At 45.3% G+C, this 23,372-nt stretch carries 14 protein-coding genes; 7 read left to right on the forward strand and 7 right to left on the reverse strand.

Features of this window, described 5'->3' with window-relative positions:
* Nucleotides 1-44: 44 nt before the first annotated feature.
* Nucleotides 45-1,268, reverse strand: coding sequence for an FtsX-like permease family protein (locus FN124_RS07875; RefSeq protein ID WP_142684181.1), 1,224 nt, complete (start codon nucleotides 1,266-1,268; stop codon nucleotides 45-47).
* 39 nt (nucleotides 1,269-1,307) lie between these two features.
* Entirely contained in the window at nucleotides 1,308-1,688 is a 381-nt protein-coding gene (rbfA, locus tag FN124_RS07880; RefSeq protein WP_142684182.1) for a 30S ribosome-binding factor RbfA, read from the reverse strand.
* A 197-nt stretch (nucleotides 1,689-1,885) separates the two neighbouring features.
* Between rbfA and FN124_RS07885 the strand changes: the two genes are divergently transcribed.
* Entirely contained in the window at nucleotides 1,886-3,718 is a 1,833-nt protein-coding gene (locus FN124_RS07885; protein ID WP_142684183.1) for an ABC transporter ATP-binding protein, read from the forward strand.
* A gap of 218 nt (nucleotides 3,719-3,936) precedes the next feature.
* A complete protein-coding gene (locus FN124_RS07890) occupies nucleotides 3,937-5,454 on the forward strand; it encodes a glycosyltransferase (protein ID WP_142684184.1) in 1,518 nt (505 codons plus the stop codon).
* A 71-nt stretch (nucleotides 5,455-5,525) separates the two neighbouring features.
* Here FN124_RS07890 and FN124_RS30855 read toward each other — a convergent pair whose 3' ends face one another.
* Together FN124_RS30855 and ileS are read right to left on the reverse strand one after the other, a co-directional pair.
* The gene (locus tag FN124_RS30855) at nucleotides 5,526-6,572 is read right to left on the reverse strand and encodes a TraR/DksA family transcriptional regulator (protein ID WP_185937127.1); all 1,047 of its coding nucleotides are present in this window, start codon (nucleotides 6,570-6,572) and stop codon (nucleotides 5,526-5,528) included.
* Between the two features lie 6 nt (nucleotides 6,573-6,578).
* Nucleotides 6,579-9,905 (reverse strand): isoleucine--tRNA ligase, encoded by a 3,327-nt coding sequence (gene ileS, locus FN124_RS07905; protein WP_142684185.1) that lies wholly within the window; start codon nucleotides 9,903-9,905, stop codon nucleotides 6,579-6,581.
* Between the two features lie 255 nt (nucleotides 9,906-10,160).
* Here ileS and FN124_RS07910 point away from each other — a divergent pair, with 255 nt between their 5' ends.
* Entirely contained in the window at nucleotides 10,161-10,625 is a 465-nt protein-coding gene (locus FN124_RS07910; protein WP_142684186.1) for a PepSY-like domain-containing protein, read from the forward strand.
* 870 nt (nucleotides 10,626-11,495) lie between these two features.
* Here the strand turns inward: FN124_RS07910 and FN124_RS07915 are convergent.
* Nucleotides 11,496-12,419: a helix-turn-helix domain-containing protein gene (locus tag FN124_RS07915; protein ID WP_142684188.1), complete on the reverse strand. Its 924-nt coding sequence runs from the start codon at nucleotides 12,417-12,419 to the stop codon at nucleotides 11,496-11,498.
* Between the two features lie 158 nt (nucleotides 12,420-12,577).
* Here FN124_RS07915 and FN124_RS07920 point away from each other — a divergent pair, with 158 nt between their 5' ends.
* The gene (locus FN124_RS07920) at nucleotides 12,578-14,257 is read left to right on the forward strand and encodes an AsmA family protein (protein WP_142684189.1); all 1,680 of its coding nucleotides are present in this window, start codon (nucleotides 12,578-12,580) and stop codon (nucleotides 14,255-14,257) included.
* A 123-nt stretch (nucleotides 14,258-14,380) separates the two neighbouring features.
* Entirely contained in the window at nucleotides 14,381-16,363 is a 1,983-nt protein-coding gene (gene gyrB / locus FN124_RS07925; RefSeq protein WP_142684190.1) for a DNA topoisomerase (ATP-hydrolyzing) subunit B, read from the forward strand.
* A gap of 69 nt (nucleotides 16,364-16,432) precedes the next feature.
* Here the strand turns inward: gyrB and FN124_RS07930 are convergent, their stop codons facing one another.
* Together FN124_RS07930 and FN124_RS07935 are read right to left on the reverse strand one after the other, a co-directional pair.
* Entirely contained in the window at nucleotides 16,433-17,653 is a 1,221-nt protein-coding gene (locus tag FN124_RS07930) for a tetratricopeptide repeat protein (protein WP_142684191.1), read from the reverse strand.
* A 5-nt stretch (nucleotides 17,654-17,658) separates the two neighbouring features.
* On the reverse strand, nucleotides 17,659-18,987 hold the full coding sequence (locus FN124_RS07935) for an ATP-binding protein (RefSeq protein ID WP_142684192.1): 1,329 nt from the start codon (nucleotides 18,985-18,987) through the stop codon (nucleotides 17,659-17,661).
* Nucleotides 18,988-19,330: 343 nt separating this feature from the next.
* On the opposite strand from FN124_RS07935, the gene FN124_RS07940 reads away from it, so the two are divergent.
* Nucleotides 19,331-19,789 carry a hypothetical protein gene (locus tag FN124_RS07940; protein WP_142684193.1) on the forward strand — a complete coding sequence of 153 codons (459 nt, stop codon included), beginning with the start codon at nucleotides 19,331-19,333 and terminating at the stop codon, nucleotides 19,787-19,789.
* 312 nt (nucleotides 19,790-20,101) lie between these two features.
* Nucleotides 20,102-23,326, forward strand: a complete 3,225-nt coding sequence (locus tag FN124_RS07945; RefSeq protein WP_142684194.1) for a TonB-dependent receptor — start codon at nucleotides 20,102-20,104, stop codon at nucleotides 23,324-23,326.
* Nucleotides 23,327-23,372: the final 46 nt, after the last annotated feature.

A 23,372-nucleotide genomic window follows, 5' to 3' on the forward strand; every position in this document is an offset into this window, starting at 1 on the left:
ATGTGAATTCACATGCAGCCTTTTTTAATGTTTTTATTTGGTAATCAGGTCGCTTTCAGGGTAATCGCTTCCACCGCCGCCCTTCTGGCCGGGTACCAGCTGGCTGCAATACCAATCACCATGATCGTAATAAATACCAGTACAAAATCTGCTGCATGCATGCTAACAGGATAGGAGTCTACCAGGAAAGAAGTTCCCTCCAGCTTGATAATACCAAAATGCTGCTGTAACAGGCAAAAAGTGGTTCCCAAGCCGAAGCCCAATGCCGTTCCTATACCGGCAATGATCAGCCCCTCCGCCAGGAATATCCGCATAATCAACGACTTACGCGCGCCCATCGCCTTCAGGATAGTGATGTCTTTCTGCTTTTCTATCACCAGCATATATAACGAACCTATCATGTTAAAAGCAGCAATGATCATGATAAAACTAAGTATCACATACACTGCCCACTTCTCGGTTTGCATAATAGCATAAAGCGATTGGTTCTGCTCATACCGGGTTTGTACTTTATACTTACTGCCAAGCAACTTTTCCAGTTGCGCCTTCAGCAGGTTATCGTTTACCCCTGCCCGTATCCCTATTTCCAGCGACGACATTTCATCGGGCCCCATCTGCAACAGGTTCCGTAAAAATTCTATGTTAGTAATAACATATTTGCTGTTAAACTCCTGTTGTATGGCAAAAGTACCTGCCGGGTACAGCACCCCGTTGTTAAGCGCATCTTCGGGGGTCACAAAAGCATTCACATTTCTCCGGGGAAGATATACGGTAACAGGGGCGATGCTATGTACTACATCTACCCCCAGCGCACCTTCCAGCTCAAGCCCAAGTACTGCGCGGTAGGCCACACTATCACCAGTGTCAAAACGCCCTCTGATAATGTTGCTCTTCACATCAGTCACATAATTATAACTGCTGTCCACACCTTTCAATACAGCAATCGTTGGCTCGTCGCCGTAGCGAAGCACCGCCTTCTCCTCAATTACCCTGGAAAAGTGAGTCACTCCCTGCACCGCAGATATTTGCTGCAGCTGTGCAGGCGTAAGAATAATGGTTTTACCCGTAGCCGGCGCCACTTTCACCGCCGGGTAAAAAGAAGAATAAAGGGATTTCACCAGGCCCTCAAAACCATTGAATACACTCAAAATTACAATCAGGGCGCCTGCCCCAACCGCAATTGCTGCCACACTTACCCAGGCAATGATATTGATAGCATTGGTAGATTTCTTTGCACGGAAATAACGGGAAGCAAACTGCCAGACCATGTATTTGAATTACGAATGAAGAATGAAAGATCCGTAACCCTATTTCTTGCCATCTTTGATATTGGCATCCTCCTCCCTGATCTTCTTAAACAGCTCTTCCATCTTAAACACATAATCAAGGGTATCGTCCAGGAAGAAGCTCAGTTCGGGTATCCTGCGCAATTGCTTGCCCAGCCCTATTCCCAGTAATTTCTTGATCTCGCCCATTCTTTCCTTGATCCGCTCCAGCATCTCCGAAGGCGCTTTGATCTGGAACATGCTCAGGTATACCTTCGCTTCCAGCAGGTCGGGGGTCATCTTCACGGCAGCAACAGATATCATTCCTCCTTCCACCACATTAAATCCTAAACGCTGGAAAATGCTGCTCAGCTCCTGCTGTACCAGCTGTCCTATTTGTTTCTGCCTTTTAGTTTCCTGCATCTCTTTCAATTTTAATCGTTAATAAAACAGTCTGCGTACGATAATAACACAATTACCCCACGCCGCCAAACCGTAACCGGCTGCCGGCAGCCCGTCAGTTGCGAAATTAACCATTTCCGGCAAAGAATAGCCGCAATTACACCCCCTCATACCTTAATTATGCTATTTTTGCCAGCAAGTTAAACAGACTAACAGGCATGAAGACATTCAAGCGATTACTACGATTTGCCACACCTTTGCATCATTATCTGCCCGAATACGTTATATATACTTTTATAGGTATCATATTCGGCATGGTCAATTTCGCTATGCTGATCCCGCTACTGACCGTTATTTTCAACCAGGTGGGCGAAGTGCCCCAGGCCCTGCCTGAACCTCATTTTACTTTCTCTATCAACTATTTTATAGACCTGTTCAACTACTATTTCTATAACTTTATCAGGGCCAGCGGCTCCAAGCAAAGCGCTCTTTACTTTGTTTGCGCCGTGATTGGTGTATGTATTGTGATCGCCAACTTCGGCCGGTATATGAGCGCAAGGGTAATGGTACGACTAAAAATGACCGTACTTTCCAGGTTACGTATACGCCTCTATGAAAAGTTCACCCAGCAATCACTGTCGTTTTACAGCGAACAGCAGAAAGGCGACCTGCTTTCTTCCATGACCAACGATGTACAGGAAATCGAAAACAGTGTGATCAATGCCATACAAACACTGTTGCGCGACCCTTTCATCATCATCGGTTACTTTGCGGCATTGTTCTATCTTTCTGTAAAGCTTACCCTGTTCACTATCGTATTCTTTCCTATCTCCGGGCTGCTGATATCTTACGTTTCCAAAAAATTAAAATTAAAAGGAAAGTTCAGCCAGGACCTGCTGGGAAAAATTCTATCTGTAACAGAAGAAACATTAAGCGGTATCAGGATCATACAATCCTTTACCGCCGAACGTTTTATGAAAAATAAATTCGGTGAGGTCAACAACCGCTTTGTGAAAGTAAGCAAGTCGATGTACAACCAGCGGGAACTTGCTTCTCCTATCTCCGAAATACTGGGTGTAATTGTAATTGTTATCCTTGTTATTTACGGCGGAAGCCTGGTATTGTCCGGCAGCGAACTGCTTACCGGCGCTACTTTCATGACATACCTCGTTTTCTATTCACAGATCATGCAGCCGGCAAAGAATGTATCTACTTCTATAACTACTATCCAGAAAGGAATGGTAGCGAGTGAAAGGATTTTTAAAATACTGGACGCGCCGGTAACTATTCATGAAAAACCCGGGGCAAGCCCTGTTAGTGAGTTTACTACCAGGGTTGAATACGATAATGTGTCCTTTAAATACGAGCAGCAATATGTCTTGAAAAAAATCCAGCTTACTATTCACAAAGGACAGATGGTAGCGCTGGTAGGCCGCAGCGGCGCCGGAAAATCCACAATGGCCGACCTCTTACCCCGCTTCTATGATGTGAATGAAGGCGCCATCCGGATAGACGGTACCGATATACGCGACCTGAAGGTGCACGATCTTCGCAACCTGATCGGCGTGGTTTCTCAGGAAGCGATCCTGTTTAATGATACCGTATTTAATAATATTGCCTTTGGCCAGCCGAAAGCCGACAGGGAAGCCATTATAGCCGCTGCCAAAATTGCCAATGCGCACGAATTCATTGAGCAACTCGATAATGGCTACGATACAATTATCGGCGACCGCGGGCTGAAACTTAGCGGGGGCCAGCGTCAGCGCCTTACTATTGCCAGGGCTATCTTTAAAAATCCTCCTGTTCTCATCCTGGATGAAGCTACTTCCGCATTGGATACAGAATCTGAAAAACTGGTACAGGCTGCATTGGATAAACTCATGCAAAACCGCACCACTATTGTAATTGCACACCGTTTGAGCACTATTCAGCATGCCAGCGAAATTATTGTAATGGACCAGGGAGAGATCAAAGAACGCGGTACGCATGATGCTTTACTGAAACAAAACGGGATCTACCACAAACTGGTGGAAATGCAGGAATTCAAATAGGGAACAACTAACGTTTAAGAATATACGTAAACGCCGGATGCAACTACTTTACAGGTAGCGCATCCGGCGTTTTTCAATCCCTGTATGGGTTTCCATAACATTTCCTTCTTCTCAAAAAACCGGCAATGGGTACGGTTTTTGTTATTAAAGCGGCCTTATAATGCCAACACCAGCTCTTTACAGCACTATTTTTTAACCTTTTAACATAGCGAACTCCTATGATATCTATCGTAATTCCTGTATTAAACGAAGGTGCTACCATACGCCAGGTTATTAAAACAGTAAAAAAAACATCCCGGAAAATTGAGATCATTGTGGTAGATGATAATTCTACAGACAACACAGTGGAAGAGGCCATGAAGGAACATGTGAGAGTGATCACCAGCAGCCAGCGCGGAAAAGGGATATCTATGCGTGAAGGGATGATGGCAGCAAAACACGATATTATTGCCTATGTAGACGGCGACATCCTTACTTATCCTGATAATATTATAGACCTCTTAACTGGTCCTATTGAAAAAGATGAAGCAGACTTCGTCAAATCCTATTTTGAAAGGCAGGCAGGCAGGGTCACCCAATTGGTGGCCAAGCCGCTGCTGAGTATCTTATACCCGGAGCTTGCCCACTTCCAGCAGCCGCTCAGCGGTATGATCGCAGCCCGTAAATCATTCCTTTCACGGGTGCATTTTGAAAATGACTATGGGGTGGATATTGGATTGCTGATAGATATGCATCATCTTGGCGCACGTATCACAGAAGCCAATATCGGCAAGGTGGAAAATGCCATGCAAACATGGGAACAGCTGAGTAAAATGTCGAGGGAAGTATCGCGTACCATTCTTCGCAAAGCGGAAAATATACCGCAGGAAAACCTGGAAACACTGGGTAATATTAACCTGATACGGGAGCAGATGGAGTATTCTATCCTGGAGTCTATTGACAAGCTGCAGAAGATGGTCATCTTCAACCTGGACCATGCCGTGTTTACACAGGATTACATGCAATGGGCCGCAGTAGCCTTTGGCCAGGAGGAAGGATTGCAGGAAATCGAATCTGCCGGGCATGACCCGGTAACTGCACTTCACCTGAAAGCTACGCTTTTCGAAGGCCGCAATATTGCCGAGCTCCTGGAAGTAGCAGATGCTATTCCGCTGTTACCGGGTATCCGTGAAATAGTGCGGGAGCTGAAGAAAAGAGGCTATGCCGTTGGTCTGATCACCGATGGATTTGGTACTGTAGCACGCCATATCAAAAATCAGCTGGGAATGGATTTCGTATTTGCCAATAAGCTGCACCTGATCAATAGTGTGGCCACCGGCGAATTTACCGTGGCTGATTATTTTATGAAAGGAGAGGAGTATGAACGGAGTAATGTATTCCCATACATAGCTGAGCAGTATCATATTAATACCCAGAATATTATTTATGTGGGAGATGGAAAACGGGACAGCAGGTTATTGAGCGAGGCCGGGATCGGCGTTGCTTTTTGTCCACAGTATCCCGGCAATGTTGTAGAAAAGGTTGCCGATAAAATCATCAGTGGCTTGTCGTTAGCGCCGTTGCTTGATATTGCCCAGGCAAGTCCGGCAAGATTCGGGATCAAATTACCGGCTATCAGTAAAAAGCAGGCACGTACTATTGGGGTAAGCAGCCTGATTGGTATTGCCGGAGCAGGATTACTTTATTTCGCTGTTCGGCAGATACGCAATAAAAAAGCAGCAGTAGCTGCCTGTTAAAATATTTCACCTTAAAAGAAAAAGGCGCCGCGGATAACCGCTGCGCCTTTCTTGTTCTGGTAAAACCAGAACTATTTACTTTTAGCCAGTTTGGCTTCAATGCTCAATGTAGCGTGAGGAACAGCCCTGAGACGCGCCTTATCTATCAATTTACCGGTTACGCGGCAAATACCATAGGTTTTGTTTTCGATACGCATCATTGCTTTTTCCAGGTGATCAATGAACTGGATCTGACGGCTGGCCATCTGGTTCAGTTGCTCTCTTTCCTGTGAGCCGCTGCCATCTTCCATGCTCATGTATTTGTTTTCTGTATCATCAGTTCCTGCTTCGTCTTTACGGGTGATCAGGCCTTGCAGATAGATGAGCTCCTTTTTAGCTGATTCCAGCTTCTTCTGGATCAATTCTCTGAATTCCTGCAGGTCTGAATCACTGTATCTGTATACAGGACCGGAAGGTTGCGCCGGTTGGTCCAGCACTGATTTTGTAAATTCAGGCTGATAAGTTACCAGGGTAGCTTTTCCGCCTTTCTTTTCAGGTTTTTCAGGTTTTTCGGGTTTTTCGGATTTTTCCGCCTTTACTGATTTTTCAGCCTTAACAACAGGCTTCTCCGCTGCTTTCTTGCTGGATTCTTTTTCCTTAGCAACTTCTACCTTAGTATCTGCTTTCTTTACTGCCATCGTTTTAAGTTCTTTTTCTTCTGACTTAGAAATAAATGGTTTCTCTTTTTCAGCGGAAACACTTTTCGTTACCACTCGCTGCTTTACAGCAGGCTCTTTTTTAACGGTCGATTTCGCAGGTACAGCAACTTTCTTGACGGATGTTGTTTTACTGTTTGGTAAGGCAGAGGCCTTTTTCACTGCTTTTTTAGGCGCCGGAGCGGCTTTTTTGGCAGTGCTTTTAGCTACCACGGCTTTTCCGGCTGCTGGTTTTGCTGCCGCTTTGGAAGCCGCCTTTGCAGGGGCCGCTTTTGCAGCTGCTTTTTTAGGAGCGGGCGCCGTTTTCTTCACCGGAGCAACAGGTTTGGCAGCTTTTTTTGCTGTTGATGCCTTCGCTACAGTCTTTTTAGCCGGAGCTGCCTTTTGGGTCGTTTTACTAGCAACCTTCTTTTTTGTTGCCATGGGGGATTAGCTTTTTTTGTTAACTAATACATTAAATTTAAGGTCATTTACCTCTATTTCTGTACCATCCTGTAATCGCTCCACTAATTCCAGACTATCTGCCAAAATTTCCGTGCAAATATAATCATTATAGTTCACAATGGCCGACTTGAGCGTATCTACACTTTCAACTGTCACATCAATTCTGTCAGTCAATGCAAAATCACTATCCTTGCGGATTTTTTGTATACGGTTCACCAGTTCCCTGGCGTTTCCTTCATCCTGTAACTGGGAGGTAATAGTAATATCCAGCGCTACCGTCAGGGCACCTTTATTAGCTACTGTCCATCCTGGAATATCTTCTGAAATGATCTCAACGTCGGAAAGCTGGATTTGCAACTGCTCTCCCTCTACCACCAGGTTAAAATGGCCGTCGCGCTCTATAGTGGCAATTTCTGCTTCCGTGAACGCGCTGATAGCGGCTGCCACGGTTTTCATCTTTGCTCCCATTTTACCACCGAGGGACTTGAAGTTAGGCTTAATCTTTTTCTTGATAAAACCCTCCGTTTCCGTAAGATAATCAATCCCTTTGACATTGACCTCACTTTTTATCAGGTCAGCAACCAATTCTATCTGCTCTTTTATCCGGCCATTGGCTACAGGGATCAGAATCTTCTGCAGAGGCTGGCGCACTTTAATGTTCACCTTTTTACGCAAGGATAATACCAGTGAGGAAATATCCTGGGCCAGCTGCATTCTTTCTTCCAGATCAGCATCTACCCCAGCTTCATTGATCACCGGGAAATCAGTATGGTGGACAGAAGCCGCTTTATTGCGGCCGCTTACGCTGTTCAGGTTGCTAAATAACCAATCGGTGAAAAATGGGGAAACCGGGGCCATCAATTGTGTAATTTTTTCCAAACATTCGTATAATGTCTGGTAAGCACTGATCTTATCATGCTCGTATTCTCCCTTCCAGAACCGGCGGCGGCACAAACGTACGTACCAGTTACTCAGCTGCTCATCCACAAAACGCTCTATCGCTCTTCCCGCCTGGGTAGGCTCGTAGTCGTCAAAACTGCTGGTCACATCTTTTATAAGGGTGTTCAATACTGAAATGATCCAACGGTCAATTTCCGGGCGTTCTTCCAGTGGAATATATGCCTCCTTGAAAGTAAACTTATCAAGATTGGCATACATAGCAAAGAAGTTATATGTATTATACAGGGTGCCAAACAGCTTGCGCTGTGCTTCTCCTATACCTTTTACATCAAACTTTAAACTATCCCAGGGCGAAGCATTGGTGATCAGGTACCAGCGGGTGGCATCTGCTCCAAATTTCTCGATGGTTTCAAATGGGTTCACTACGTTACCGAGGCGTTTACTCATTTTCTGGCCTTTCGCATCCAGCACCAATCCGTTGGAAACCACTGTTTTATATGCCACGCTATCGAATAACATCACTCCAAGAGCGTGCAATGTATAAAACCAGCCACGGGTCTGGTCTACCCCTTCCGCAATAAAATCGGCCGGGAAAGCCTGTCCCTTATCTACCAGCTCCTTGTTTTCGAAAGGATAGTGCCATTGTGCGTAAGGCATAGCCCCACTATCAAACCAAACATCCACCAGGTCGGGCTCGCGGCGCATCGGCTTGCCAGAAGGGCTCACCAGGATAATATCATCTACATAAGGCTTATGCAGGTCGAGAATACCTTCATGGAGGTAGGACTTATTCACATCTCCTCCTAAAACCTGGTTGGCTTTACGGATCTCCGCATTCAGTTCCTCAATGCCCCCGATACAGATCTCTTCTGAGCCATCTTCAGTACGCCAGATCGGTAATGGTGTGCCCCAGTAACGGCTGCGGCTAAGGTTCCAGTCCACCATATTTTCCAGCCAGTTACCAAAACGGCCGGTACCGGTGGAGGCTGGTTTCCAGTTGATGGTTTTGTTCAGCTCAACCATCCTGTCTTTTACGGCAGTGGTTTTAATAAACCAGGCATCCAGCGGGTAATATAACACCGGCTTATCGGTGCGCCAGCAATGCGGGTAGGTATGCTCATACTTTTCCACTCTGAACGCGCGGTTCTCTTTTTTCAGTTTCACCGCAATATCCACATCTACATCTTTGTAGTCGGGATCATCCTTATAATTCTTCACATACCGGCCTGAGAATTCACCTACATTATCAGTGAACTTACCGGATCTGTCCACCAATGTCAAAATACCGATACCGTATTTCTTACCTACACGGTTATCATCTGCACCAAAGGCCGGGGCAGTATGAACGATGCCTGTACCATCTTCTGTGGTTACAAAGTCGCCCAGCAGCACCCGGAATGGATCACCTTCTTCGGGCTGAGCAAATGGTAACAATTGTTCATAACGGATATTTTCAAGCTGGCTGCCCTTAAAGCTGGTCAGTATTTTCCAGGGAATTATTTTATCCCCTTCCTTATAGGCGGCAAAGTCGCCGTTTTCTCCTTCTGCCTTAAAATATTTACCAAGTAATACTTTAGCCATTACCACGTTCACCGGAAGGTGGGTGTATGGATTAAAAGTATTTACCAGTACATATTCTATATTGGCGCCTACAGTCAAACCCAGGTTGGACGGTAAGGTCCAGGGGGTGGTGGTCCAGGCCAGGAAAAAAACCTCGTCTGATCCGGCAGCGTCAAAAAGGAATTGTGAGTTATCTACTTTTTGGGCCTTAAACATAGCCACCACAGTAGTATCCTTTACATCTTTGTAGGTGCCTGGCTGATTCAGCTCATGGGAACTTAAACCGGTACCGGCTGCGGGAGAGTAGGGCTGGATACTTACGCTTTTATATAAGAATCCTTTTTTATAAAGCGTTTGAAGACACCACCAGAGTGTTTCAATATAATTATTTTCAAAAGTGATATAAGGATCTTTCAGGTCAACCCAATATCCCATCTTAAGGGTCAGGTCGTCCCACAAATCTTTATATTTTAATACCTCCCGGCGGCAGGTATCATTATATTCGGCTACAGAGATCTTTTTTCCTATGTCTTCCTTGGTAATACCTAAAGTTTTCTCTACTCCCAGTTCTACCGGCAAACCATGGGTGTCCCATCCGCCTTTACGTTTTACCTGATAACCGCGCATGGTTTTATAACGGCATACCAGGTCTTTCAAAGTACGTGAAATAACATGGTGAATACCCGGCAAACCGTTGGCACTCGGAGGCCCTTCATAAAAAACAAAAGGAGTGGCGCCATCGCGTACCTCCACACTTTTCTCAAAAGCCTGGTGCTGCTCCCAGTGCTGGAGTATATCTTTCTCTATCTGAGGTAAATTCAACTGGTTATATTCCTGGTATTTGCTGGACATAAAACAATTCCCCGCCCTTTGATGTTATTTATACAATAATTGATTAAAATTGTGCAAAGTTAAGAAAATACGCTGGCTCCTAAATAGCTATATTTGCTAAAAACTATGCTTTTCAGATATTTTTTATAATTTTTTTTGTAATTTGCAATAAAGAGTAAATAAACAGCGTTTTTGGCATTGTTTTAGCTAACTTGCCAGGAAGATTAGAAAAACCTAGTAGTTAATTTTAACCCAACGGAAAAAACCATATCGAATATGAAAAAGTTGACGTTAATATTTTGCGCGGTTCTATTCACTTCCGGCATAACTTTTGCACAGCAAAAAAAATCAGTTAAAAAAACAAAAATAGTTGCCAAAGCGGTGCAAGCACCTGAGGCAGTTAAAAGTTCTTTTGATCAGAATTTTGCGGGAACAGCAGCTGCTAAGTGGACAAAGACAAGTGCAGGACATTGGACAGCAAGTTTCCAAAAAGACAATATAAACACTATTGCAGAGTATGATGCAGATGGCAAATGGATTGCCACAAGAAGCGCATATGATGCTCAAAACCTCCCGGAATCAGTGGCTGGTACACTGAAAACAAAATATCCGGCGGCAACCATAAAAGATGGCTGGAAAATTGAGAGATCAGATGTAGCTGCATACTACAAAATCAATATTCAGGATAATGGTACGGACAAGGCAGTGTTGCTGAATGAAGCTGGTACCATCACTGAATAACACAAACACGTATTTCATAGGTATAGGGATAAATAGGACAGACCCTGCTCTTTTGGGCGGGGTTTTTCATTTGTTAGAACTCCTTACATTTTATTTTACCAGTTCCCCGTTTCACAATATGGGAACTTTTTCCAACGGTAGAATCCGCAAATTCCACAAACCATCCGGATATCAACAAACAAAGAAGGCAGTTGAAACCAAACAAATAATATTATATATTGCAGGTGTAAGCTCCTGCTAAAAACTCCGGCTTTAACGCTGATCATTTTCTGTACCGGGGGCAGCCCAAAGCATGGACAAAGCATAGCTACAGTATGGATACTCCCTGTTTAACCCATAATTCCCCCATATATAAGCCAGAGATAACCCATACCTAATAAGTTTGGCTTATCTCCAGCTTATCGCTGTTTTGTTTACCGGTGTAATACAGATACACCTGGGCTTAGTCTGGTAGCAGCGTTTTCCCAAAACAAAAAGTCGCCCGCAGAAGCGGACGACTTTATAAATCTGGTAGAAACTTCTCTGACATATTGCACTTCAATGGTGTTTGATATTCATGCAAGTATGATTTATGGCTTTACTTACTTTTGCCAGCTAAGTTTCTTCCATGGTCAAATCTGATAAGGAAGCTTATAGGAAACGCAAATAGATATTTGCCTATCGTGTTACAAAGAAACACCTATATTTTATTTTCTGTTTTTCAATTCGGGAAAACAAATGATCGAAAAGGGAAAATAAGGCCGGTTTCTTTGTGGTGGCTAAGACTTAAACAAATGATTTATAAGTCATATGAATATAGCTTTGTTATTCCTAACACAGCAATATCCTCTCTAATGGGAGATGAGGAAAATAAAAGTGGAGCAGCAGTTTTTAACGCAGCAGCAGTTCACAAGGCTTCAGCCCTGTATGCTTTTTAAAGGCTGTGGAGAAATGGGAGATACAGGAGTATCCCATCAGCATGGCAACTTCTGATACAGACATACCTTTTTCATAGAGCAGGCCTTTAGCCTTTTCCATTCTCTCTTTCTGGAAATAGTCATAAATAGTGGTACCATACATGGCTTTGAAGCCTTTCTTCAGGTAACATTCATTCATGGCTACGCGGCGGGCCAGGTCCCTGATGGTGATCGGCGAATCCAGTTGTTCCAGCAGGATGCTACGGGCATTTTCTATTTTTTCGCGGTCTTCCAGGTGAGTGAGGAAGCGGCAACCATAGCGTTCATCGGTGTCATTCTGCATAAACTGGTCGGAACTGTATAATAACAGGTCCAGTGCACGGCTTTGCAGGAATATATTCTTCAGGATGCCCTCATAGTCGTGGTGCACCATTGTTTCCAGTACGGATTTAGACTTCGTACACGGCTGAATGGTTTTCACAAACGGCTTGCGGGACTGGTTTTCAAATAAAGAGAATGTTGTGGTACCTTTTTGCAGGGATTGTATAAACGCTGGCTGGAACCTAACGGTGATCAGGTCTACTGATGGTACCCTGTCATTGCAGGCTTCCTTTTTACCTTCAGCACAAAGCTGGTCTGTACAGGAAGGGTTTTTACAATATTTACTGCCGGCCACACAATAACGGAGCTCAATAGCAGCCGATTGCCCTCTTTTGGCTGGCTGGTAAATAACCATTGCCACGTCTTCAACGGGTAATGGTTTGTCATATGTAAAACGTTGTAATGTAAAATCGAGACAGTCTGGCACCGACACACTATCCTGCTCCGCCAGCCTTAACTGATCGCTCATCGCGGGCTGCGGAATGGCCAAAGACAATATTTCCTGTATTTCTTTCACTTTATCTGTTTTTTAACGCCGAGCTGTTATAGAAGTCACAAATTTAGGGATTCGTTTTTTAAACAAATATGTTTTGACAATACACTTACAAACCCTGCCTCCATTTCCGGGTTCAAACCGTTGAAGTAATTGGTATAAATTTCGTTTAGGCTTTACTGATGGCAAAAATTGGCTTTAATATCCGCAGACTGGTCAAAATCATACTCGCAGTTGCCGGTATACTTATCTTGTTGATACTGGCCACCGGCTGGTATCTCAACCAACATTGGAATAACCTGCTGAAGCGGGAGCTGCAGGGCTATGTGAGTGATTTGTCCGATAGTCTTTATACCGTGAAGTTCAAAGATCTTCATCTCGACGTACTGTCGGGCAGCATCACTATAGATAAAGCCAGTATGACGGCCGATTCCCTGGTATATCAGCGCCTGCTGGCCCAACAGAAAGCGCCCGCCGATATATACACCATCAGCGTAGACCGGCTGGAGCTCAAATATTTTAAGCCCTGGCGCTATTTTTTTGGAAGGGACCTCAGCGCGGGGGTGCTTACAGTAAGCGGTCCAAGTGTAATTATGGAGCAAAATGCCACTGTAAAAGATACCAGCGCCCCAAGAACGGCTTACCAGAACATTTCTGCCAAAATGAAATCCATTTTCATAGGCAAGCTGGTACTGGACAGCACCAACTTCAAGTATATCTTTACCCGGAAAGATTCGTCGCGTGTTATTCATCAATTCCACAACCTGCGGATCCGGATCAATGATTTCCTGATCGACTCAGTGGCCCTGGATGACCCCACCCGCTTTTTATATGCCCGCAATTATGAGATCGGGATGAAGGATTATATGAACAGAACAAGGGATAGCCTTTACTGGATGTATGTTCGCGGGATCCGTTATGATGCGGCTTTACGCACTCTCCACATAGGCCAGTTTGAACTGCAGCCGCGGTACGACAGGGTCGCCTTCCAGAAAAAGACGGGCGTACAGCAGGACCGGTTTGAAGTGGTGTTCAATGATATCAGCCTGCACAATCTCAATCCCCGGCTGCTTTTACAGGAGCAACAGGTTTGGGCCGAGCGGGTAAATATTAAAAGCGGTAAACTGGACATCTACAGGAACCGCATGCTGCCAATGCCACCCGGCAATAAGCTGGGACAATACCCCCATCAGTTGCTGGCCAAACTTAAAGTCCCTGTCTATATCGACACCCTCACCGGCAATAATATCAACTTACAGTATACAGAACTAAGCCCGGTAACGGAACAAACCGGGTACATTAACTTCAGCCATATACACGGCCGGTTCCGGAATATCACAAATATCGACAGCCTGGTGGCTAAAAACAATCATCTTATTGCAGACTTTGATGCTGTATTTCTGAAAAGCGGCAAGCTCACCGCCCGGTTCGATTTCCTGTTAAACGATAAGAACGGCAGGTTTGGCGTTTCCGGCAGGCTGAATAACATGAATGGCAAAGATCTGAATGTTGTGACCCAGCCGATGGGTAAAATTGAAATCAGATCTTGTGATATCCGGGATCTCACCTTTAATATTAAAGGTGATGAACGGCGGGCCAGTGCCTTTGTAAAGCTGTTGTACCAAAATCTTAAAATTGCCGTTTTAAAGCAAAATGCAGATCATAAAGGATTTAAAAGGAAAGGGCTCATCAGCCTGGTGGCCAATGCATTGGTAATCAAATCCGAAAACCCTGAAAAAGGGGAAAATGCCCGGACCGCCAATGTTACTTATACCCGCGACATCCAGAAATCCTTTTTTAACTTGGTGTGGAAAACTTTATTTACAGGCGTAAAAGACATTGCTGGCGCCGGAAATCTCTAAGGGGAAAAATGATGGGTCTTCCCCGCATAAAAACAGCCCTTCTTTTGTGGAAATAAGGCTTATTTTTCGTATTTTTGCATGATTGTCTACCGATTTTATTTCTAATAGATTTTACACCAACATATGAGCGAAGAATTAGTGCAAGCACCCAGCCCCAGCAGCAACGGATATGATGCAGGGAGTATACAAGTATTGGAAGGACTGGAAGCCGTTAGGAAGCGTCCGGCCATGTATATCGGCGATATTGGCATCAAGGGGCTCCACCACCTTGTTTATGAGGTAGTAGATAACTCTATAGATGAAGCCCTCGCCGGGTACTGCAAAAACATCGAAGTTACTATCCTGGAAGATAACTCTATCCGGGTGAAGGATGATGGCCGTGGTATTCCTACCGGCATTATCCCGAAAGAAGGCCGTTCTGCCCTTGAAGTGGTAATGACAGTACTTCACGCCGGTGGTAAATTTGACAAGAACACCTATAAGGTGTCTGGTGGTCTGCACGGTGTGGGTGTAAGTTGTGTGAACGCCCTGAGTGACCGGCTGCATGTGACAGTAGAACGGGAAGGCAAATTATTTGAACAGGAATATCACCGTGGTATACCGCAATATTCAGTACGTGAAATCGGTACCAGTAACGCAACCGGCACTACTACGCACTTCAAGCCGGATGGCGAAATATTCAAGGAAACCACCTATAACCGGGAGATCCTGGCGGGTCGTTTGCGCGAGTTATCTTACCTGAACCGTAAGATCAAGATCACTTTAACTGATGAACGCGAAAAAGATGAAGAAGGTAACTTCTTTGTTGAAACCTTCTATAGTGAAGGTGGTATCCGCGAGTTTATCCAGATGCTGGATAAAAGTGGCCGCCGTAACCCACTGTTACCGGCTCCTATTTACGTGGAAGCACATGATGCGGCATCCAATGTTGCCGTTGAAGTAGCGCTGGTTTATAATGATGCTTTCAGCGAAAACATCTTCTCTTATGTAAATAATATCAACACCATTGAAGGAGGTACGCACGTAGCCGGCTTCCGCCGTGCTATTACCCGTGTATTCAAATCTTATGGTGATAAAAATAAAATGTTCGAGAAATCGAAGGTAGAAGTTACCGGAGATGACTTCCGTGAAGGCCTGAGCGCTATTATCAGCGTGAAAGTACCCGAGCCGCAGTTTGAAGGACAAACCAAAACCAAACTCGGTAACTCCGATGTAATGGGTGTGGTGGACAGTTCTGTAGCTGCCGTACTGGATGCTTTCCTGGAAGAGAATCCGCGCGAAGCTAAAACGGTAATCAATAAGGTAGTACTTGCCGCACAGGCCCGTGAAGCTGCCCGTAAAGCCCGTCAGCTGGTACAGCGCAAAAGCGTGATGACAGGTAGCGGTTTACCCGGTAAACTGGCCGATTGCTCCGACAACGATCCTGCTAAATGTGAACTGTACCTTGTGGAAGGAGATTCCGCGGGTGGTACAGCCAAACAGGGCCGTAACCGTAACTTCCAGGCCATCCTGCCGCTGAGGGGTAAAATCCTCAACGTGGAGAAAGCCATGGAGCACAAAATTTACGAAGACAATGAGATCAAAAACATCTTCACTGCACTGGGGGTAACCATTGGTACAGAAGAGGATGATAAAGCACTGAACCTTTCCAAATTACGCTACCACAAGCTCATCATCATGACGGATGCCGACGTGGATGGTAGCCACATTGCCACCCTGATCCTCACCTTTGTGTTCCGTTATATGAAAGCAATGGTAGAACAGGGTTATGTATACATTGCCCAGCCACCACTTTATCTTGTAAAGAAAGGTAAAGAGCAGACTTACGCCTGGACAGAAGAACAGCGTAAGGAAGCGACTATAAGGCTCGCCGCAGGTGGTAAGGAAGACAGTGTGACCATTCAGCGTTATAAAGGTTTGGGTGAGATGAACGCAGAACAGCTGTGGGATACTACCATGAACCCTGAACAACGTACGCTGAAACAGGTAACTATTGAAAGTGCTGCAGAAGCAGACCGCGTATTCAGTATGCTGATGGGCGATGAAGTTCCTCCACGCAGGGCATTCATTGAATCACATGCGAAATATGCGAAAATTGATGCTTAATTACGTAGATACGTTTAAGTTATAAAGAAAGAATCCTGCCGTTTCAGCGGCAGGATTCTTTCTTTATAACTATCCTTCTCTTGTAAGAATATAATTTGCCAGCACCTGGTACAGGAATACACCAATCAGCATAGCTGTAACTACTATATTAAAGGCATCGTTTATAACGAATGCCAGCACAACACCCAGCACGCCCAAAAGCGCCAGTGTGGCTGTATACCAGGTAATGATCCGGCGGTTTCTTTTACTTTCGGGTATATAAAACCCTGCAGCCGGCAGCAACATAATACCGCTGCAAAGACACAGCGCCAGTAACCCCTGCAGGTGGGTGAACAGGAACGCCACACCGGCGGCCAGCGATACGCATAACAATATACCCACTACATTGGATACCTGTGTCTGTTCTTTGCTGAGCGCATACCTGCCGTATGGGTTCAGGCGAAGGAAGAGGTTACTTACAGGCGTAATCAGCCAGGTGGAAAGCGCCAGGAATGCCAGCAGCACATACACCGGGAAAAACACCTGGCTGGCAATTTGTGTAAGTATAAAAATGGCAATGATAATGATCCACTGTGTGCGCGCTTTTTGTCGCGCCATGAAAAAAGCGTAGTTCAGGAATTGCCGGTACAGCCAGTACCTGGCTTTCATGGCCTGTACCATGCCTTGCCGCGCCCATTCATTGGTAGGGTCCAGTTTCAGAGACTCCCTGAAATGCTCCAGCGATTTCCGGTGATCACCGGCCTCCAGCCACTTCTGCCCGAGGTTGGCATGCGTGTATGCATTTTCAGGATTATGCTCCAATGCCTCATGTAAATTGGAAAAGGCTTCCTCCTTCTTACCCAGCCGAAACAGGGCATGGGAGCGGAGATTAAGACAGGCCTCATCTTCCGGCTCAATAGCCAGTCCTTCTTCCGCCTTGTGAAGGGCCGCCTCGTATTCTTTCTTCGACAGCAGGATCTGGCTCCACATGGCAAAATAATTTACCCGGTAAGGGTTTATTGCCACTGCATTGCTGATGGTTCTGATGGCTTCATTAAACTGGTTCTTTGCAAAAGCGATCCTGGCCAGCAGGTACAGGAAACGATCGTCGTATGGCGCAAAGCTGAGGGTATTGCCGGCTATCTGTGAAGCTTCCGCGGTATTGCCTGTTTCCATGTAGCAAATTGCCAGCAGGTATAATCCGTCGGTATCGTGGGCATTAGTACTCAGGTGCTGGCGCAATGCGGCGAAGGCATCTTCAAAGCGGCCTTGTTGTACAAGAATCTGGGCGCGCTGAATTAATACAGCCATAATCGTTATTTCTTAATATCCAGGTATTTCAAAACATCATCATAAAGACCGGTTTCATTTGAATACAGCGCATAATTACGGGCAGTATTAAACCATTCCCTTGTGGTGGGTTTATGTGTTTTAGCGGCTTTTAATAATTCTTTCTGTGTAATAGGCTGTGGCACTCCCTTTTGCAGGGCTTCCAGCAGTTTTTCTTCTGTAGCAATATCCACAATCGCTTTCAGGTCGGCCCCGGAATAGCCCGGGGTGGCCTTTGCAAGTGCATTGTAATTAATATCGCTCACGGGTTTATTACGTAACTGCAGTTTCAGGATCTCTTCCCTGTCTTCTGTTTCCGGTGGTGCTACGAAAATGATCCGGTCGAAACGGCCGGGGCGGCGGAATGCCGGGTCCAGGCTCCAGGGAGCATTAGTAGCGCCAATAATAAGAATGTTCTCATTGCTGGCGGCAATGCCATCCATTTCGGCCAGGAACTGGTTAATAATATGCGTTGCACCCGACTGCCGGAGTGCGGAGCGGTTAGCGCCTAAAGCATCTACCTCATCAAAAAACAGTACACAGGGTTTACTCCGACGTGCCAGCTCAAAAAGGCTGTGGAGGTTTTTCTCACTGGTGCCCACCCACATATCCAGCACATCATGAATACCTACGTTGATAAATTCTGCCTGAATTTGCCCGGCCGTAGCTTTTGCAAGATATGTTTTACCACATCCCGGAGGGCCATATAATAAAATACCGCCGCCGGCCTTTTTCCCATAAGCTTTATAGAGATCAGGGAACTGCAGGGGCTTGATGATCTTCAGATCTATTTCCTGCTTTTCCCTTTCCATACCACCTACATCTGAAAAATTGATTTCCGGTTTCTCGAGCATGAATAAGCTTTCGCTTTCTTCCTCGTCCTCATCTTCCCCGTTAAAGGAAGGGGATGGTTGCTGAGCCACCCTGAAAAGCCCGTCCAGCGCCTCGTCGCGGAAGCCCGGGTTAATTTGCAGTAAATGCTGGTATATTTCTTTTGCAGCCGGCATGGATTGCTCCTTTACCAGGATACGGCAATGCAGCAGCAGGGCATCAAAATGATCCGGTTCACGGCTCTCCAGCTGCTCAAGTACCACAATGGCTGCGGAATATTTATGCTGATGGTAAAAAGTGCGCGCCAAACCGAGCTGCGCTGCAGTATTGGATGACGACAACTCCAGTACTTTCCTGTATTGTTCTTCTGCGGCAGTATACTCATAATCCTGTAGCAGTACCTGCGCCAGGTGCATACGTAAAGGCACATTCTCCGGTGAAAACTGCACCGCCTCCTGTAATTGCTTTATTACTTCCGATGACATAATGTGCTTCTGTTTAATTATTCAGTAACCCCGTAATAATACGCAATTCGGCCGCAAAAAAGTGTTAATTGTGCCTGAACTTCCGGGTATCTGCAAAAATACACAAGTCCGGCTCCGTTAGAACCCCTGTAAGTGATTGCATGTATGAAGAAACAATAAATTAACTCTATATCCATATATATTTTATTTAATTAATAAATATTTATATATATTGCATCCATATTATCCCTATGCCAACAGAATCTAACCAGTATCCTATGCTAAACTGACTAAGGCCGGCGGCGCACAAAGCAGCCGGCACTGGTTTCATTCCTGTAGAGCGGCATACCTAAATTATAGTGTTATGAGAATGAAACTCTTCATGGTAGCCGTTATTGCTGCTATAGGAACGGTTTTCTGTTCCTGTGATAAAAAAACCGGGATCACCCCATCCAGTATCTTTTCCTTTAAACTGGATGGCGCTCAATACCAGTCAAACGCCACTGAGGCCTATGTTACCGATACAGTGTACGCCGGCAGGAAAACGCTGGTACTGGATGGCGTTACCAACAACTTCGGGCATCATATGGAACTGATGATCACTTTCCCTGATTCCCTGAAAGCCGGCACTTATACTGAAGATGTGGAAATGTCGCTGATGAACATCCAGGAAAAGGAACCCGGTTACCTGGGCAAAAACATCAAAGTAATTATAACTGGCATTAATAGTAAACACGCGGAGGGTACTTTCTCTGGTGTATTAATAAGTGGTGAAACAGAAAAACCTCTAACGGACGGGACTTTTAAAATCGTAATTTATTAAACATATTTGATGAACTTCCTGCATGCCCTGCCTTTAAAGGCGGGGCTATTTTTCGTAGGTACGTTAAGGTTATATTATATTGTTTGTTGTTTACCCTGGGTTAACAAATAATTCCTACCTCATTTTCCCGCACTGTTAACATTAAGGTCATATACAGATCGCATTTCTGATAGTATTTAAACACAAATAAGCCATCAAAAGCAGGTTTCCTGGACGTTTTATGCACTTCTTAACAATTCCGTAATAATCTGTTAACATTCTGGTTGCATCAGACTGTTTCCTTTGCACCTGTAAATACTTACAAAACAGTTTATGAAATCATTTTTTACGCTACTAGCTAGCTTTCTTGTAATTCTGTGCTACAACGCGCATGCGCAGGTAACCACTTCTGTAATATCGGGTAAGGTATCCGATCCGGGTGGCCAAGCCATTCCAGGCGTTACCGTAGTGATAGTAAATAACAGCACCGGCGCCAAATCCGGTGTACAAACCAATACAGACGGCCGCTATAACCTTCCCAACCTCAATCCAGGCGGTCCTTACACCATTACTGTTTCATTCATTGGATATAAAAAAGAAGTAAAATCAGATGTTAACCTCGGACTGGGAACCACCAGTTTCAACTTTAAATTACAGGAAGAATCAACCGCACTGAGCGAAGTAGTGGTGACCGGTAACGCCGGTGCAGGCAAATCAGGCACCCGGGTAGGACAGGAGCAGATAAAAGCGCTTCCTACACTAAGCCGCAGCCTGCAGGACCTCACTAAAGTAACTCCGCAGAGCAACAACAACTCCTTCCTGGGTACCAACTACCGTTATAATAACGTAACAGTAGATGGCGCCATCAACAACGATGCTATTGGCTTCAGTCCTTCACTGGGCGGCCAGAGCAACACCAGCGGCCAGCCAGGAAGCAGCACCCGTACCAACCCCGTATCAGTAGATGCGATCCAGGACATACAGGTATTACTGGCTCCATTCGACGTAAAAGTAGGTAACTTCCTGGGTGGTAGCGTAAACGCGGTAACCCGCAGCGGTACCAACGAAGTACACGGCTCCATCTACGGATTTGGCCGTAACGCTTCCATGGTGGGTAAAAACAATGCCGGCGATGGTTCCAAACTTCCCAGCGATTTTCATGAATACCAAACCGGTGTACGCCTTGGTTTCCCTATCATCAAAAACAAATTATTCTTCTTTACCAACGAAGAAATTACCCGCCGCGTGGATCCCGTGATCCTCGGCGCAGGTTCTGCTGATGGCGGCGGTATCTTAACAGAAAAAGACGCTGCTGATATCACTGCACTGATGAAAACATATGGCGTAGATCCAGGCACTGCCGGTAACACCAGTATCTATTCCAACTCCAACAAGTTCTTTAACAGGATCGACTGGCACATCAATGAGAAACACCAGCTGGCCATCCGTAACAACACTATTACCTCCGAAGCCACCAACCTGGAACGCGATCAGCAAAATTTCCGTTTCAAAGGCATCGACTTCAAACAGGTAAATAACCAGACATCTACTGTACTTGAACTGAAAAGTAATTTTAACAGTACCTTGTCCAACAGCCTGATCCTCGGTTATTCCAATGTACACGATTACAGGGATCCCCTGTCTGATCCTGCAACACCGCAGATCCAGATCAAAGGAAGAACACCTGGTTCTACCATCTTCCTGGGTACCGACCGTGAAGCCAGTATCTTCAACATGAAACAAAAAACATTTGAAGTAACTGACAACGTAACCCTGTTCAAAGGAAATCATACTATCACCCTGGGTACACACAATGAGTTCTACAACATCACCTATGGTTTTGTAAACTCCTGGAATGGACGCCTGGATTATAACAGCATCGAAGACTTCCTGAATAATAACCCGGCACGTGTACGTGGTAACTATAACTACACCAACAATTCCCGTGACTATATCATGGCTAATCCTCCTGCTCAGTTCAAAGCAAACCTGCTGAGCGTTTACGGACAGGATGAGATCCAGCTGACAGACCGTTTCAGGATTACACCTGGTATCCGTCTGGATTACACCGGCATTCCCAACAAACAGCCATTGAGCGATAAAACCATCAAATCTCCGGAAGATCCTAACTACGGTACCACCTATACTTATACCAAACCAAAGGATATCAAAAACGACTTCCTGAATAATGTACAGATCTCTCCTCGCTTAGGCTTTAACTACGATATTAAAGGCGATAACAGCCTCGTATTGCGTGGCGGATCCGGCTTATTCACCGGCCGTATTCCTTTTGCATGGATCGGTTATGCTTACTATAATAATGGTGTTACTTATGGCGCTTATGATCAGAGAAGCTCCAAACCATTTGTTAACACACCGCTGCCTGCTGCGAAACCATCACCTAATGGTATCGCCGACTTTGCGGCACAGAATGGCGTAGACGTAAAAAATGCTGCGGGCGCTACCCAGGTAGATATGATCGACAACAATTTTAAAATGCCACAGGTATGGAGAAGCAGTCTCGCACTGGATTATACTACCCACGACCAGTGGAAGTTCTCTATAGAAGGTATTTACACCAAAGTAATTAAGGACCTGATGTTCCAGCAGATAAACCTGGCAGATAATCCTACTTACTTTGCATACGATGTAAACAAGCAACAGCCGATCTTCTCCGGTTCCAAGATCAATCCTTTATATACTAACGCTTACCTGTTATCCAACACCGATAAAGGTTACCGTTACAGCATCACCGGCCAGGTATCCAAAACATTCCCATTTGGCCTGAACTTCATGGTGGCCTACACTTATGGACAGGCAAAAGATATCACCAATGGTATCCGCAACTCCATGGAATCGAATTGGCAGCTGAACCAGGCGCTGAATCCTAACAGCCCGGGACTGGCTTACTCTAACTTCGATATCCGTAACCGCATCGTGGCTACTGTTGCTTACAAACAGGATTGGGGCACCAAAGGCAAATGGGTTTCCAACTTCTCTGCCTTCTTCAATACTTCTTCCGGAACACCATTCTCTTATGGTTTAGTAAACGCTACCATCAACGGAACACCTCAGCAGGTAAGCCTTACCTACATCCCGAAAGATGTGGCTGAAGCTACCAACTTCTTTACTGATAAAGCCGGCGGACAAACAGCTGCCCAACAGGCTGCTGATTTCATGAACTATGTGAATAGCAACAGCTACTTGAGCGGCCGTAAAGGCCAGTTCACTGAACGTAACGGTGGCCGTACTCCATGGAACACACAGGCCGACTTCCGTTTCGCACAGGACTTCAATTTCCAGGCTGGTAAAAAAGTACATACCATCACGTTAACTTATGATATCGTGAATGTTACCAACCTGCTGAACAAAGACTGGGGTATTCAGTACTTCACGCCTAACACCTTTAACTCAATGGCAAGTGTTGGTTTGTCTCCAACCGGTAAAGTGGTTAATAATTATCCAACTTATACCTTCAGCACTCCGGGCGCTCCCTACTCAAAGGATTTCTTTGCATCCCGTCACCAGATGCAGCTGGGCCTGAGATACAGCTTCTAATTCAGCTTGTCGTTATAAAATATAAAAGCGGTTGTTCCAATGGAAC

Origin of the sequence: Chitinophaga polysaccharea, assembly GCF_902150045.1 — a bacterium.
In the GTDB taxonomy this organism is placed as follows: domain Bacteria; phylum Bacteroidota; class Bacteroidia; order Chitinophagales; family Chitinophagaceae; genus Chitinophaga; species Chitinophaga polysaccharea_A.